This is a genomic window from Candidatus Aegiribacteria sp., from assembly GCA_021108435.1.
Lineage (GTDB): Bacteria > Fermentibacterota > Fermentibacteria > Fermentibacterales > JCC-6 > Aegiribacteria.
Map to the genome: position 1 here is coordinate 1 of JAIOQY010000144.1, position 13,439 is coordinate 13,439.

Genomic DNA, 13,439 nt, shown 5'->3' on the forward strand with positions numbered 1-13,439 from the left:
CTTGATGCTGCCCTGATTACTGTCAAGAAGTATTGCGAATAAAGTCTTTATCCGGAGTAATGGGCACATGCCAATGGCGTGCTGCAGAAGCTTCGAAGCTATCCCCTGTCTATGATGTTCGAAGTGGACGTAGTAGCTCACCTCAGCCGTATAACGAAGTGCCATACGTCCTGGACGATATGGACTGATGGTCAGGTATCCGACGATCTGATTACCGTTTTCCGCTACCAGGATAGGATATCTGTCAGGGGTATGGTCTTCAAACCATTTCTTGCGATCCTTGATAGAAACAGGCGTAAGGTCCGCTGTCTTCTGACCCGCGGCAATGGCCTGATTATAAATATCGACAATCGCTTCGATATCATCGAATGCTGCAGTTCGTATATCCATTATTGCACCATTAACAATGTGATTTCATTTAGAAGAAGGAGCAGAAGCCCCTTTTTCTTATTCAACCGCCAGCAGGCCGTCTATAACTTCGGTTAGTTTTAAGCCGAGGTCAGAGCTGGATCCCACTTGAGCGAAAGCGATATACCCTTCCTGATCGATAACATAGAGCGTCGGAATTCCAGATACTTTGTATTCCTCAGCGACAGCATCACCTTCGAGAAGAAGACCGTATGTAAATGCGTTCTCCTGCATGAAAGCAGCAGGATCACCGGATTCCCACACATTAATTCCATAAATCTTTACAGGCTGATCCGCATATTTCTCATGAAGGGACTGAATCTCCGGCATTACAACTATGCATGGTCTGCACCAGGTTGCCCAGAAATCAATAACTACAACATTCCCTCTTAACTCTTCAAGCGAAACCATATTGCCATCGCTGTCATAGAGGTTCCATTCAGGGGCTGGTGCTCCGGTCAGCAGGAAAGCGCTGTAATTCTCTACTTCAAGTTCTGCAGGCGGAACAAGAACAAACATGGAATCAGGAAGATCAAGAGAAGTTACAAGGTTATAAACTTCGAGAACAATTGAAGCCGGGTTTCCATCCTGACCGGTTGTCATCCGCTCAACACGTCTGGGTAAATTGTCAGCAATGCCCAGAGACCATTTTGCCTGCTGTCCGCCAGCATATGTAACAAGATACGTATTACAGGCTTCAGATCCAACAGAATCTGTACCTTCGAATACGATTGATTGTGCCGCAATTTCATCGGCGAATGGATCGCTGAGAAAGTACTCGTACATTATGGCATAACTTGCATGTCGAAGCAGATCTTCCCCGCCCTCTTCCAGAGAACCCTTCCGGAAGACACCGTCCAACTCATCATAGAAATACACTGAATCGGTTCCGGATGCGAGCGTAAGAGAAAGTTCTATGTCATCTTCAATGTCAGGCGTAGTGTCCTGGCCGATTTCAGCAAACAGGAGCATTTCTTCTTCTCCATAAGATTTTCCTGAAATATTGCCAACCAGCATGGGGGCTTCAGCAAATGCGCCTGTACCGTACACTTTGAAAGTGTAAGAACAGGATTCAAGCGCTTCTGACGCGCTGTCAGCAAGTATGAAATCCTCCTGATTCGCATTCGGCTGCGAAACTGCTGCATCAACATCCTGAGCCTCTGCCGGCTGTTCGGTTTCAGCCTCGCCGCACGAACTGACGATCATCAGCAAAGACATAATCAAAACGAGCGTTGCAATCATTTTCCATAGTGACATTCTTTCTCCTTTACATTTCATTCCCGTAGAAATCCCAGAAGGGCGTGTAATCATCAGCAAAATTCTTCGGTACAAATTCGCCTGTTCTCGGAATCTGATAGTAATCACCGGAATAATCGCCGTTCTGAATCATGTTAAGCGCTTCAATGAGACGATCAACATCCTCCGTGTTACTGTAGCATCCGAAACTCATTCTGACCATTCCGGGCATAAGCCTTTTGTCACCGGCAAGACAGTGCTTTCTTCTATAGGCAAGATCATCCTCAGGAAGATTTCTCAGCTTCACCACATATGGATGAGCACAGAAACAGCCGTTCCTTACGCCTACTCCAGCTTCATAGCCGGCTATTGCGGCAACGAGAGCATGATCGGTGTCCTCCAGATTGAATGGTATCACGCCCACTTTTTCATGTGCTTTTGCGGGGTCGGTTTCTCCGTACACATGCACACCCGGCATATCGCCAAGCTTTTCAAGAGCGTATGCGGTAAGCACTCTCTCATGCTCTGCGATTGTATCCAGGCCTTTATCCATCAGGGTTTTCGCGGCGACAGCCATAGCAATCGCTCCCATTATATTCGGGCTGCCTGCCTCATCTCTTTCCGGCATTCCCGCCCATTTGACAAAATCACCTGTAACAACATCAACTGTTCCACCACCGCTGTAGTCCGGACCACTGTTAAGAAACTCCTGACTGGGGCCTATAAGAGCCCCTGTTCCGTAGGGGGCATACATTTTGTGACCTGCAATTACCAGAAAATCCAGATGTTCCGGATCATTATCAGGTTTCATATTTATCCGCCTGTGCGGAGCAAGCTGTGCGGCATCTACCATTATTCTCGCTCCAGCTTCATGCGCTTTTCTGGCATATTGGTAAATAGGTTGTATATAGCCTGTTACGTTTGACGCACCCGTTACTGTCACAAGAGCGGTTTTTCCGGCGTTCTCCTTTAACAGCATATCAAAATGTTCTTCGTCAAGGCGCCCGTCATCAGTTACTCTGACATGAAGTGTCCTGAAGTGATCACGCCAGGGCAGATCATTCGAGTGATGTTCCATGCATGTTGATATTACTATTGAATCCTCCGGTATGTTTATCCTGTGTGAAAGCTTGTTGATGGCTTCTGTGGCATTCTTCACAAAAATAACTGTATTCAATTCAGTATCCACTCCAACGAATTCCGCGATTATCTCATGGGCGCGATCGTATGCGTCAGTGCAAAGCCTTGATTTGAATCCGGTTCCCCGATGAACACTGGAGTATAATGGTGCAAGCTTCGCGATAGCGTCCACAACCTTCACAAGCGGGGGTGTACTGGCTGCATTATCAAGATTCACGTAACGAACCATGCTTCCGTCCAGAAGCGGAACTTTCACATCAAGGCCGTATATACAATCACGCATTTCTCTTCACCCCGCTGTTCACATTATTGAAATGAAATTCACTGATTCAGGAATTATAAATCAACCCGCATATATCACCAGCCGCAACGGCTACAATGAAGGATCAACACAGCAGATGATACCCTCCTCGTTATTACTGACCCAGAGGTTCCCTTCAGTATCAAAAGTAATTCCGGTAGCTGAAGATATTATAGTTCCGCTTATACTGGAGACCATCCTTCCCGAGGAATTGTAGCAGCGAAGAGGGAGTTCCGAATCGTCGGTTGCTACCCATATCAGCCCTTCCGAATCCCGGGCTATATCTCTTGTTCTGCTGTCATTCCCGAATCTGGTTGAAGCGTTCCGCCCGTGCATGCCCGGCAGTGAGTATCTGTATGTTCTATCCTGTGCTCGTGATGAAAGGTAAAGATAGTCCATATGAGCTGCAAGTCCCGTCACCGACGAGACAGGATTCCCTCAACCACCACACATTCTTGTCGAACCCTTATTAAGTCCATCCGGAGTGTACTGATAAACGTAACCATTTGTGCCATAGTCCCAGAATCCCACAATGAGAACAGCATGTTCCTCGCTGAAAGCCAGACCTGTGGCTCTGAAATTCCTTGCATGACTTATCGGAAATGAGTCAACTGTATCACCTGTTGATGCATTGATACTGAAAACCATATTAGATGAAGCATCAACCGCCCAAAGTAAACCGGCACCCCATGCCAGACCGCTGATTTCATCCCCTGGAGACGTAATCGTAGTGATTATCCGCTCATTTTCAAGAGCGCTTTCATCTGATTCACCTGAGTTATCAGTACAGGCGTTTGAAAAAAGCGCCAGAATGAGAACAAGACAGAAAAGCATCTTCATTAACAACCTCCGTTTGTAAGTTAATATATGCTTCCATGATGTTCGAACAGCAATACACAGCTGGAAATCTTGATAAGACGGAGCCTTCAAGTATATTAGTGTTTCTATTGAAGCAGCTTCTCCATATGTGCCTTTGAAAGGTAGAATCAGGAATGGTACAGGATCCAGAGATATAGAGAATGAATTCTGGAAGGAATGATAGATAATGTCAAAAGAGCTCAGAAACAGAAATGAAGTTCCGCTTGAAGATAGATGGGCTGTAGAAGCCATTTATGCATCAGATGAAGAATGGGAAAAGGACTTCAGCCTGACAGACGCATTTGCTGACAGCTTCAGACAGTGGACTGGAAGACTGAACGAATCGCCGGGAATTCTTAAATCGGCAGTTGAAGAGATACTCTCGCAGAACAGGCTGATTTCCAAACTATCAACGTACACTGAAATGAAGAGGGATGAGGATCTGAGCAACTCTCACTACAGCGGTCTTGCGGCAAAAATCTCAAGCAGAGCAGTTTTGGTTAGAACCGCTCATTCATTTTTCACTCCCGAACTGCTTTCAATATCTCAGGAAGCCATTGAATCCTGGCTTGTAACTCCTGAACTGGCACCATACAGAATCTGGCTGGAAAACATCCTCAGATATCGTCCGCACACTCTTTCTGATAAGGAAGAGAAACTCCTGGCAATGTCAGGCGAGATAACAAGAGGATTCAGCACTGTATTCGGTAAAATGAACAATGTAGATATACCGGCAAGACTTCCTGAAATCGTTAATGAAAAAGGGCATCCTGTTAAACTGACAAACGGCAACTTCAGTGCATTCCTTCAGAATAAAGACAGAAGAGTAAGAAAGGATGCTTTCGAAGGATTTTACAACGAGATCTCTGGTAACGTAGCAACACAGGCTGCTCTGCTTGAAGGCCAGGTGCGTACAAATATCTTTTACGCCAAAGTACAGAAGCACAGTTCAGCACTGGTTTCCTCCCTTTTCAATGACAAGGTAAGTACAGAAGTATACGATTCCCTTATCGACTCTGTTCACAATAATTTCCCAACGCTCTACCGCTATCTTGATCTGCGCAAGAAAGTGCTTGGATTCGATTCGATGCATCTGTACGATGTGCAGGTTCCGATCGTACCTGAATCCAAAGGAGAATACACCTGGGATGAAGCTGTAGACCTCACTCTTGAAGCTGTGGCTCCACTTGGCAGTTATTATGTAAACACGCTGAAAAGGGGTTTCGAGGATAGATGGGCTGACAAATACGAGAACAGAGGGAAGAGATCGGGAGCGTATTCGGGTGGCTGTTATGATTCCTATCCATATATCCTGCACAATTTCAATGGAACGCTTCGCAGTGTCTTCACACTTGCTCATGAAGCAGGGCATTCCATGCACAGCCTTCTTTCAAAGAACGCTCAGCCGTATCATATGTCTTCATACAAAATACTTCTGGCTGAAGTTGCTTCCACAACAAACGAGATGCTTCTCGTAGATCTCCTGTTGAAAAGAACGGAAGACAGAGATGAAAAAGCTTATCTTTTTGATCATCTTCTGAGCAAATTCAAATCAACTCTGGTAAGACAGACAATGTTCGCTGAATTTGAGAAATACATACATGAACATGTTGAAGCCGGAGGATCCCTCACACCGGACTTATTGAACGAATCATACCTCAAGCTTGTAAAACTCTACCACGGAAACAGTTTCGCCTTCGATGATACCGATTCCGTGATTGCGCATGAATGGTCCAGAATTCCACACTTCTATTACAATTTCTACGTATACAAATACGCAACCGGTCTGGCTTCCTCTGTAGACATCTCATCAAGGATAATCGCGGGTGAGAAAGGAGCGGTGGAAAACTTCATTGATTTCCTTAAAGGCGGCTCATCTAAAGCACCTCTGGAGCTCCTCAAAGGCACAGGTGTTGATCTCTCCACACCTGTACCGGTGAATTCAGCACTTCTGAAGATGGACAGCATTCTGACAGAACTCGAGGGTTTGCTTACGTAGAACGATCTATTACTGAAGAAACATCTCCAGAGCAGCTTCCAGTTCCGCAGAGTTGACCCATGTATCGAAGCATGGCCCGTGACGCCATTCGTTGAGAACCCCTACTGTTGTAACCGGGTGAACATCAAGGATCCCGAGAGATAGATCTACAGGACAGGCAACAGCGACAATGAGTGAAGGTTCTATCCTCTCTACAATCCTTCTTGCGGAAGTACCCCCTGAAGCAATGGCAAAATGGGTATTGAATCTGCTCCTGATCTCAAGCAGATCTCCAATTGGACACCTGCCGCATCTCTCGCAGGATTCAGGATTGAATGTAAGCCTGTGAGAACACTCATGATTCTGAAGGCAGTGAGGAACGAGAATAAGAGTTTCTTCTCCCCGGAATTTCCTTGAGCAGTCAGAGATGGCTTTTCGGTTATTCATAGTAATTACCATTTTCTCAGGAGTATGAATATCCATTGAAAGAACAGGCTGCATCATCTTCAGTGTCCAGAATGAAATCCTCAGTATGAAAGGATGTCTGATTACTCCTCTTCCATATAACAGACCGGTGACCTGAACAGCGAGCAGGATAATCATGGCTGAGACAAGAGACCAGAGGAGACCCGTTCCGGCGACAAGCGAAACCAGAAACACAATCGCGGACGGAGCGATTGAGAAAAGAAGCAAACCACCCTGAAACAGAGTATTTATCTTACTTCTTGCATCCAAGTTTATCACCTGTTCTCATTGAGGTTCCCCTGAGGAAATCCGCCGCTGCCATGATTCGTTTCGATGCCGGCTGTAAAGTCAGTATTTTAAGACTTCCTTCGCCACAACCGATAGAAAGTGTATTATTCTCGATTGTAATTACCCCTGGTACCGATTCCATCGAAACTGGTGATACTTTGATTATCTTGAGCATATTTCCGCAGTATTCGGTTCTGGCTCCTGGAAAAGGCTGAAAAGCCCTTACCTGTCGTTCAAGGAATTCAGCAGACATGTTCCAGTCCAGCCATGTTTCCTCTGATGTTATTTTTTCTGCGTAAACTGTTTCACCTTTTTGAGGTTCGGGAATAATCAAACCTTCAGCATATCGCTCAAGAACAGTCTGCAAATGAGCGGCAGCAATATGTGAAAGCCTTTCCTCAAGCATACCTGTTGTATCATCCGGCATGATTCTCTCTTTGAAACTCTCAAGCAATGGTCCTGTATCCCATCCGCTGTCGGTCAACATGAATGAGACTCCGGAATCTTCCGCTCCATCAATTATCGCTCTTGCGACAGGGGCAGCTCCTCTGTATGCCGGCAGCAGTGAAGGGTGAATGTTGACCACTCCAAATGGTGCTGTTTCAAGAAGTTTCTTCGGAAGCCAGGCGCCATACGCTGCTGAAACCATTATATCAGGCTTCAGAGAATGCAGATAGCTGATAATATCTTTGTTCAACTTCTCTGGTTGAAGCAGCTCAAGTTCATTCGCTGCAGCATAATCCGCTACTGGAGGATTTCTTGGTTTTCTTCCTCTTCCAGCTTCTCTTGGTGGCCTGGTTATAACAAGTACCAATTCATGAACGGATTCCATAAGCGATTTCAGCGGGGGCAGCGCAAACGATGAAGTTCCAAGAAAAATGACTCTCATCAGAGAATCCTTTTTCCGCTCCTGTATTCCTCTTTTATCTCAGAAAGCCGCCTCCTGATTAGCCGTTTTTTGATGGGACTGAGTCTATCAATAAAGAGTATACCCTCGAGATGATCATATTCGTGCTGGGCGGCACGAGCGGCGTAATCATCAAGTTCAAGTGAAAATGATCTCCCGGCCTGATCCAGGGCGGTGAGACTCACATGAGAGGGTCGTCTCACGAGTTCAAATATCCCCGGGATACTCAGGCAACCTTCCTCATCCTTCAAGAAAGGACCGGAAATCTCGAGTCTCGGATTGATGAAGACACTATGTCCGCTCAGATCAAGCTCTTCAGGGTTGAGTATGAACAGCTTGACGTTCTCTCCGGATTGAGGTGCTGCTAAACCCAGACCATTCTCCGTATACAGGATTCTACTCATATCATTTATCAGAGTCTCAATAAAATCCTGCTCTGTTGAAAAGACAAGTTCCCTGGATTGCTTACGGAGAACCTCAGAGCCGTAATATTCCAATGATCTGAATGACATGATTCAAAAGTGCTTTCTTTGTGCGGACATATCAATCCAATTGATTAGTATCAGTGACATGCGGGATACGCATGTCACTGAACTTCAATAGATCTGAATCTATTTAGTAACTGCACAGGACCCGCCTTCGGGCCCTTCGACCTGAAGAGAGTTCCTGTCAACATCAATCTTGACACCATCAGCAATTTTCACCGTGATGATATCACCCTTGATATTTGTTATTATCCCGTGAATCCCTCCTGCGGTAATAACTCTTTCGTTCATTGCGAGAGCCTCACGCATCTGGCGAAGCGTTTTCGCCTGTTTCTGCTGTGGACGGATCATGAGAAAGTAAAATATCCCGATAATCGCTATCATTGGTAAAAAACTCATGATACCGCCGCCACCAAGGCATGTTGCAGGTGCAGGAGCTTCTTCTGATGTGGTTACCGCCTCGGTGGTTGCAGCTTCCTGGATTCCCTGTCCTGCCGGTGCCGGGTCAAGCCTTGATTCGCTCTGCGCAAAAGTAAGACCCGATAGAATTACAAGAACTATCAACAATTTTTTCAATTTATCCCCCTGTCACGAACGTGGTTTCGGAATACCTGATCTCATACCCATCCAGCTTCCCGCTGCACCAGAGGCTGCACCGAGGAGAAGAACCAGTAAGATCCATTTTCCGGGCAAAAAGTCATGTGGTATACTGGATGATAATATACTGGAAATAATTCCTGTAAGAAGAAGACTTCCAGCTGAACCGGCTATACCAGTTATGAGCCCCTCCCCAAGAAAAGGCATCCTTACAAACCATCCTGGTGCTCCTACTATACTCATTATTTCAACTGTAAGCGCTCTTTTTGCTACTGCCAGCCTTACCGTATTAGCTACAACCAGCGACAGGCTTATCGCAAGGACCAGCCCTGCAAGTACAACAAGTTTTCCCATCATATCCACAGCCCTGCTCAAGCCGGGAAGATATTCCTGACCATAGACTGCATCTTTCACCCCATCCATCCCTGAAACAGTACGGGCAAGTCCACTCACTTTTTCCGAAGTTCTATAATCAGGATGTAATGAAATCTGAATTGACGATGGCAGGTGAAATTGAGGTCCGAGAAGTAACAGAAGATCCGCCTGTTCAGGAAGATCTGCTCTGAATACAGCCTCAGCTTCAAGTGAGGAGACGTAATAGACCGATCTCACTCCTTCCATCAAAGATATCAGGTCAGCCAGATTCACCGCTTCTACTTCAGTGACATCATCCATCAGAAATAGCTCTATTCCGACACTTTCCTGTTCGTCACGTAAAACGGTTCCAATATTCCAGGAAACCACAAGAAAAATATCAAAGACCATGAATGAGAGGCTGACCATCAGTATTGTAACAAGAAATGAACCAAGTTTTTCCCTGATATTGAGCAGACCTTCATGAAGTGAGGTTTTTATAAGATGCATCATAACTGGTTATACCCATCCCAGGATACGGGATTCGCAAGATGTCCTCTGTCCAGATAGAGATACTTCGCTGTACCGGCTGGAATCTGTCTCGGATCATGTGTCGCCAGAATGACCGCGGTTCCGGTTCTGTTGATCTCCAGCAGAAGTTCAATTACATGCTTTGAAACATCAGGGTCCAGATTACCTGTAGGTTCATCAGCCAGGAGAATTACCGGATGCGCAACCATTGCTCTCGCTATAGCGACCCTCTGCTGCTCCCCGCCGGATAACTCATGTGGATAAGATAGACGTCTATGATTAAGCTCCATCTCCGCAAGAAGCGAGAAGACCCGCTTTCTGACAGCCCTGGGAGAAGCTCCGACAACCTGAAGGGGTAACGCTACATTGTCGAATACTGTTCTCTCTGAAAGAAGTCGGAAATCCTGAAATACAATGCCAAGCTTACGTCTAAGAGATGAAAGATCCCCTTTTCGAATTCTGTCAGATCTATACCCGCTGACTTCAACCACACCCGAAGTAGGATAATCACCCATCCAGATAAGCCGAAACAGCGTTGTTTTTCCAGCACCGCTAGGTCCGGACAGAACCAGAAATTCACCGGGTTCTACTGTCAGCTCAATGTTTTCAAGGGCTGGCCAGTCATTATAGTATTTGCTTACATTCTGAAAGGAAATCAGCATCAGTGCTCCGGTCCGACTGTTTTGAAGTAGCGGGATCTTTCCTTCCTGGAAACCTGCTTGCCTGATGGAATATCCAGAATTTCAATTGAAAGAATGGAACCATCCGGTTTCACAACTTCAAGTATGTCTCCCCTGCTTATCTCATGTGACGATTTCACCACACTACCGCCAATTAATACACAACCAGCCTTGCATGCTTTACCGGCAACTGTTCGCGTTTTGAAGATACCTGCAAGCTTGAGAAAAATATCAGTTCGCACTGTCATCATCCGTATTCAGATAGTAAATAACCGGAATTTCTTTTCTAAGTGAATCAATAATAGTTTTGTATGTATCATGGTAAATTACCTGCTGTACAATTCCTGTCAGTTCCTCATCCGTATATGTGCTCCAGTCAATTTCTCCACTATCGTCATAGATCTTCAGCAACACAACAGCTCCCGCTTCAGACAGGAATACCGGTTCAGATACCGATCCATCCTCAAGCAGAAGTGCAGTTTCCGCGAGTACGGGAAGCCATAGTTTCAAGGGTACTGTTCCAAGATCTCCGCCAGCTTCAGAACTGGTTCTGTCAAGACTGTACAACCTTGCTGCCTGCTCAAAGGTTACCCCGCTGTTCGACAGAATACTGTCATAAAGAGCATTTGCTACAACCATTGTAGTATCAATGTCCATCTGATCGACAGATACTATTAAAAGAATATGGCTTGCTTCAATCGTACCGTTTTCATGAATATTGTCAATGCGGATGATATGAACACCGAAAGGGGTAACAACAGGAAGACTGATCTCACCGAGTTCAAGGGAAAAAGCGGCATCTTCGAAAGCCGGAGTCATCTCTCCCGGACCGAATACACCCAGCGCTCCCCCATTAACGGCAGAACCGTCATCTGACCACTGTTCCGCAAGTTCTTCAAAAGATTCGCCATTCATTATCTGATCTCTGAGCTGCATGATCTCATCAACTGCCTGATCAAGATCAGCTCCTGAAGGAAGCACTGGCAAATATATCCAGCCGACATGTTTCGGCATTACTATGTTCTCTACCAGTTCAGCATTGGAAATCAGATACGTTTCAGGATTGATCGGCATATCCCGAAGCGCCACCTGAACACTGGAACCCAAAAATGTCTGGGCAGCCATGCGGTTACCAAGTATTACTGAAAGATAATCCCGATACTCCCTGGCAATATCCGATCCGGCAGGAAACTGATCGGACAGATTAATCATTTCTTCATCTACAAGAATCTGAATCTCAGTATCCGTTGGATAATAACCGGCATCAATCGCAGCATGAACCAGCAGCTGCTCATCAACTAACTGCTCAAGAGCATCAAGATATTCGCTTGTCTGGAAGTCCACACGCAAATTTTCCATCATCGGAATGCCTGACTCAGACATATATTCCACAACCTCGGAATGCAGTATTGGTTCGTCACCTACAACGGCAACCACCTTCTCTACCGGAATCATACCGGCAATAAGGAACGCAAGTACCAGTGCCGTCATTCTACCTCTCTTCCAACTGAATCCCCCGGAACAGTTATTTCTCTCAATTCACGAGTGATCAGTGTCGAATCGATATATACTACTCTATTCTCCATCGCTTCAATCAGGAGACTGTCACGGGCCGTACTGAGTCTATGATTGTATAGATGATCGGCAAGGCTCCAGATGACTCTCAATGTATCAGTAAGCGGTCTCTCCTCACCAACAAGAAAGATATGCCATCCATACTGAGACTCGAAGATGTCGCTAAGACCATTGGTTGTCAGCTGGTCGCGAGGAAGGTTGTATGCTGTGAGTTCTCCGGCTGTAAGAAATCCGAGATCTCCACCAATACCGGCTTTCTGACCGATTGAAAGCCTCTCCGCAGTTATCTGGAAATTCTCCCCCCGGGAAAGCCTGGTGTAGATTGAGTCAGCAAGCCGCCTGTCAGCAACCAGTATCTGGTGATATTGTCTTTCGACCATAAACAGCAGACTGTCAGTTCTCATGTATTCAAATACTTCAGTACTGTCTGGAAATGGAATCCGCGAATATACAGAAGCAAGGAGTTCATCTTTCAAATAAAGCTGCCTTGCTCTGCTCTGGATTAACCTGCTCAGCCTGACATTCTCAAGCCCGTTCTCCTCGGCGAGTTCTGACAGCAGTTCATCTTCTATCCATTCGCATACTGAAGAATTACCAATCCCGATAAGGTCAATATCTTCCAACAGAAGAACGGAGCTGTCTACCCTTGCAACTACCTCTTTATCTTCCTGATAGGATATTATTGATGGCTCAATGATGGAATATGAAGCAGTTCTTCTTTCGGTTACAAGCACCAGCGCGATTGTAGCCCCAACCACAATCGGGATCAGCGCCCATATCGACCAGACAAGGTATTTTCTGCTATTCGAGATGCTGAAGCAGCCTTTCCGGATACGTTACCACTGTATACTGAGTTTCCAGACCCTCAACCTGTTCCATGACAGCTTCCTCCTGCATGCTCTGAGTAAGCTCCATCGTGACAACCTCCGTAATTTCACTCACGGTGGGCTCCGGTGAAAGAGGCTGTGTTTCCACAGCTTTTATAATGTGATAACCAACTCCGGTCTCCACTATATCGCTGATACCACCCTCGGGAAGTCTGAATGCGGCTTCGTCAAAGGACATATATCCGGACTGGGCTCTGGTGATCCAGCCGAGATCTCCCCCGTCAACCCCGCTTGGTCCAATTGAATATTCCTGCGCAAGTGATGCAAAATCAGAACCTGCTCTGATCCTGGCAAGCAGGGAATTCGCGAGATCGATATCCTGTACGATGATATGCCTGGCATGGATGCTTTTCTTGTAAGTATCAAGCCATTCATCAACATAGTTTTCTATTTCAAGCTGTGATGGCTGCAGACCGGATACGATATCACTCATATAAACTTCAAGAAGTATCTGCCTTCTGGCCTGTTCGATAGCAAAGGCAACTTCCGGAATGGATTCCAAATCGCTGCTTTCAGCAGCCAGCACCATTATTTCTTCCCTTACCCAGGATTGCAGGACTTCATCAGCTGAAGCTAAAGATGTTATTCCCAGGAACTGCGCGTTCTGCTCGCCGCCTATCATCTGCACTATATCATCCCACGACAGAGATGTGCCGTTAACGGTTGCAAGAACATCAGCTGAAGATACTGCTGCAAGCAAAAGAAGTATTGTGAAGATCATGATAAAACGCATATTCTACTCCATTCAT

Annotated in this window: 16 protein-coding genes; 1 reads left to right on the forward strand and 15 read right to left on the reverse strand. The window is 45.9% G+C overall.

All coding sequences use genetic code 11. The features are described from left to right. From K8R76_08145 to K8R76_08165, 5 genes are all read right to left on the reverse strand, one after another. Window positions 1-390, reverse strand: a 390-nt coding sequence (locus K8R76_08145) for a GNAT family N-acetyltransferase (GenBank protein ID MCD4848145.1), incomplete at its 3' end; no start/stop codon positions are given. Window positions 391-447: 57 nt separating this feature from the next. Then, window positions 448-1,665 carry a TlpA family protein disulfide reductase gene (locus K8R76_08150; GenBank protein ID MCD4848146.1) on the reverse strand — a complete coding sequence of 406 codons (1,218 nt, stop codon included), beginning with the start codon at window positions 1,663-1,665 and terminating at the stop codon, window positions 448-450. A gap of 10 nt (window positions 1,666-1,675) precedes the next feature. Next, window positions 1,676-3,067, reverse strand: a complete 1,392-nt coding sequence (locus tag K8R76_08155) for an aminotransferase class V-fold PLP-dependent enzyme (GenBank protein ID MCD4848147.1) — start codon at window positions 3,065-3,067, stop codon at window positions 1,676-1,678. A gap of 90 nt (window positions 3,068-3,157) precedes the next feature. Next, window positions 3,158-3,484 carry a hypothetical protein gene (locus K8R76_08160; GenBank protein MCD4848148.1) on the reverse strand — a complete coding sequence of 109 codons (327 nt, stop codon included), beginning with the start codon at window positions 3,482-3,484 and terminating at the stop codon, window positions 3,158-3,160. 39 nt (window positions 3,485-3,523) lie between these two features. After that, complete coding sequence (locus tag K8R76_08165; GenBank protein MCD4848149.1) at window positions 3,524-3,925, reverse strand: hypothetical protein; 402 nt, start codon at window positions 3,923-3,925, stop codon at window positions 3,524-3,526. 205 nt (window positions 3,926-4,130) lie between these two features. Between K8R76_08165 and pepF the strand changes: the two genes are divergently transcribed. Continuing rightward, a complete protein-coding gene (gene pepF, locus K8R76_08170) occupies window positions 4,131-5,942 on the forward strand; it encodes an oligoendopeptidase F (GenBank protein MCD4848150.1) in 1,812 nt (603 codons plus the stop codon). A 9-nt stretch (window positions 5,943-5,951) separates the two neighbouring features. Here pepF and K8R76_08175 read toward each other — a convergent pair whose 3' ends face one another. The 10 genes from K8R76_08175 to K8R76_08220 all read right to left on the reverse strand — a co-directional run bounded on the left by K8R76_08175 (window position 5,952) and on the right by K8R76_08220 (window position 13,423). Continuing rightward, window positions 5,952-6,656 (reverse strand): DUF116 domain-containing protein, encoded by a 705-nt coding sequence (locus K8R76_08175; protein MCD4848151.1) that lies wholly within the window; start codon window positions 6,654-6,656, stop codon window positions 5,952-5,954. Next, window positions 6,640-7,563, reverse strand: coding sequence for a methionyl-tRNA formyltransferase (fmt, locus tag K8R76_08180; GenBank protein ID MCD4848152.1), 924 nt, complete (start codon window positions 7,561-7,563; stop codon window positions 6,640-6,642). Before fmt ends, K8R76_08175 begins: the two co-directional genes overlap by 17 nt. Beyond that, a complete protein-coding gene (def, locus tag K8R76_08185) occupies window positions 7,563-8,093 on the reverse strand; it encodes a peptide deformylase (GenBank protein ID MCD4848153.1) in 531 nt (176 codons plus the stop codon). The genes fmt and def overlap by 1 nt, the downstream gene beginning before the upstream one ends. A gap of 99 nt (window positions 8,094-8,192) precedes the next feature. Beyond that, window positions 8,193-8,465 carry a preprotein translocase subunit YajC gene (gene yajC / locus K8R76_08190; protein MCD4848154.1) on the reverse strand — a complete coding sequence of 91 codons (273 nt, stop codon included), beginning with the start codon at window positions 8,463-8,465 and terminating at the stop codon, window positions 8,193-8,195. Between the two features lie 189 nt (window positions 8,466-8,654). After that, window positions 8,655-9,530: a permease-like cell division protein FtsX gene (locus K8R76_08195; GenBank protein ID MCD4848155.1), complete on the reverse strand. Its 876-nt coding sequence runs from the start codon at window positions 9,528-9,530 to the stop codon at window positions 8,655-8,657. After that, on the reverse strand, window positions 9,527-10,207 hold the full coding sequence (locus K8R76_08200; GenBank protein ID MCD4848156.1) for an ATP-binding cassette domain-containing protein: 681 nt from the start codon (window positions 10,205-10,207) through the stop codon (window positions 9,527-9,529). Before K8R76_08200 ends, K8R76_08195 begins: the two co-directional genes overlap by 4 nt. A gap of 2 nt (window positions 10,208-10,209) precedes the next feature. After that, the gene (locus K8R76_08205; GenBank protein ID MCD4848157.1) at window positions 10,210-10,470 is read right to left on the reverse strand and encodes an RNA-binding S4 domain-containing protein; all 261 of its coding nucleotides are present in this window, start codon (window positions 10,468-10,470) and stop codon (window positions 10,210-10,212) included. Further along, window positions 10,460-11,719: a peptidylprolyl isomerase gene (locus K8R76_08210; GenBank protein ID MCD4848158.1), complete on the reverse strand. Its 1,260-nt coding sequence runs from the start codon at window positions 11,717-11,719 to the stop codon at window positions 10,460-10,462. The genes K8R76_08205 and K8R76_08210 overlap by 11 nt, the downstream gene beginning before the upstream one ends. Then, window positions 11,716-12,561 carry a peptidylprolyl isomerase gene (locus K8R76_08215; protein ID MCD4848159.1) on the reverse strand — a complete coding sequence of 282 codons (846 nt, stop codon included), beginning with the start codon at window positions 12,559-12,561 and terminating at the stop codon, window positions 11,716-11,718. The genes K8R76_08210 and K8R76_08215 overlap by 4 nt, the downstream gene beginning before the upstream one ends. 43 nt (window positions 12,562-12,604) lie before the next feature. Continuing rightward, window positions 12,605-13,423: a peptidylprolyl isomerase gene (locus K8R76_08220; GenBank protein MCD4848160.1), complete on the reverse strand. Its 819-nt coding sequence runs from the start codon at window positions 13,421-13,423 to the stop codon at window positions 12,605-12,607. Window positions 13,424-13,439: the final 16 nt, after the last annotated feature.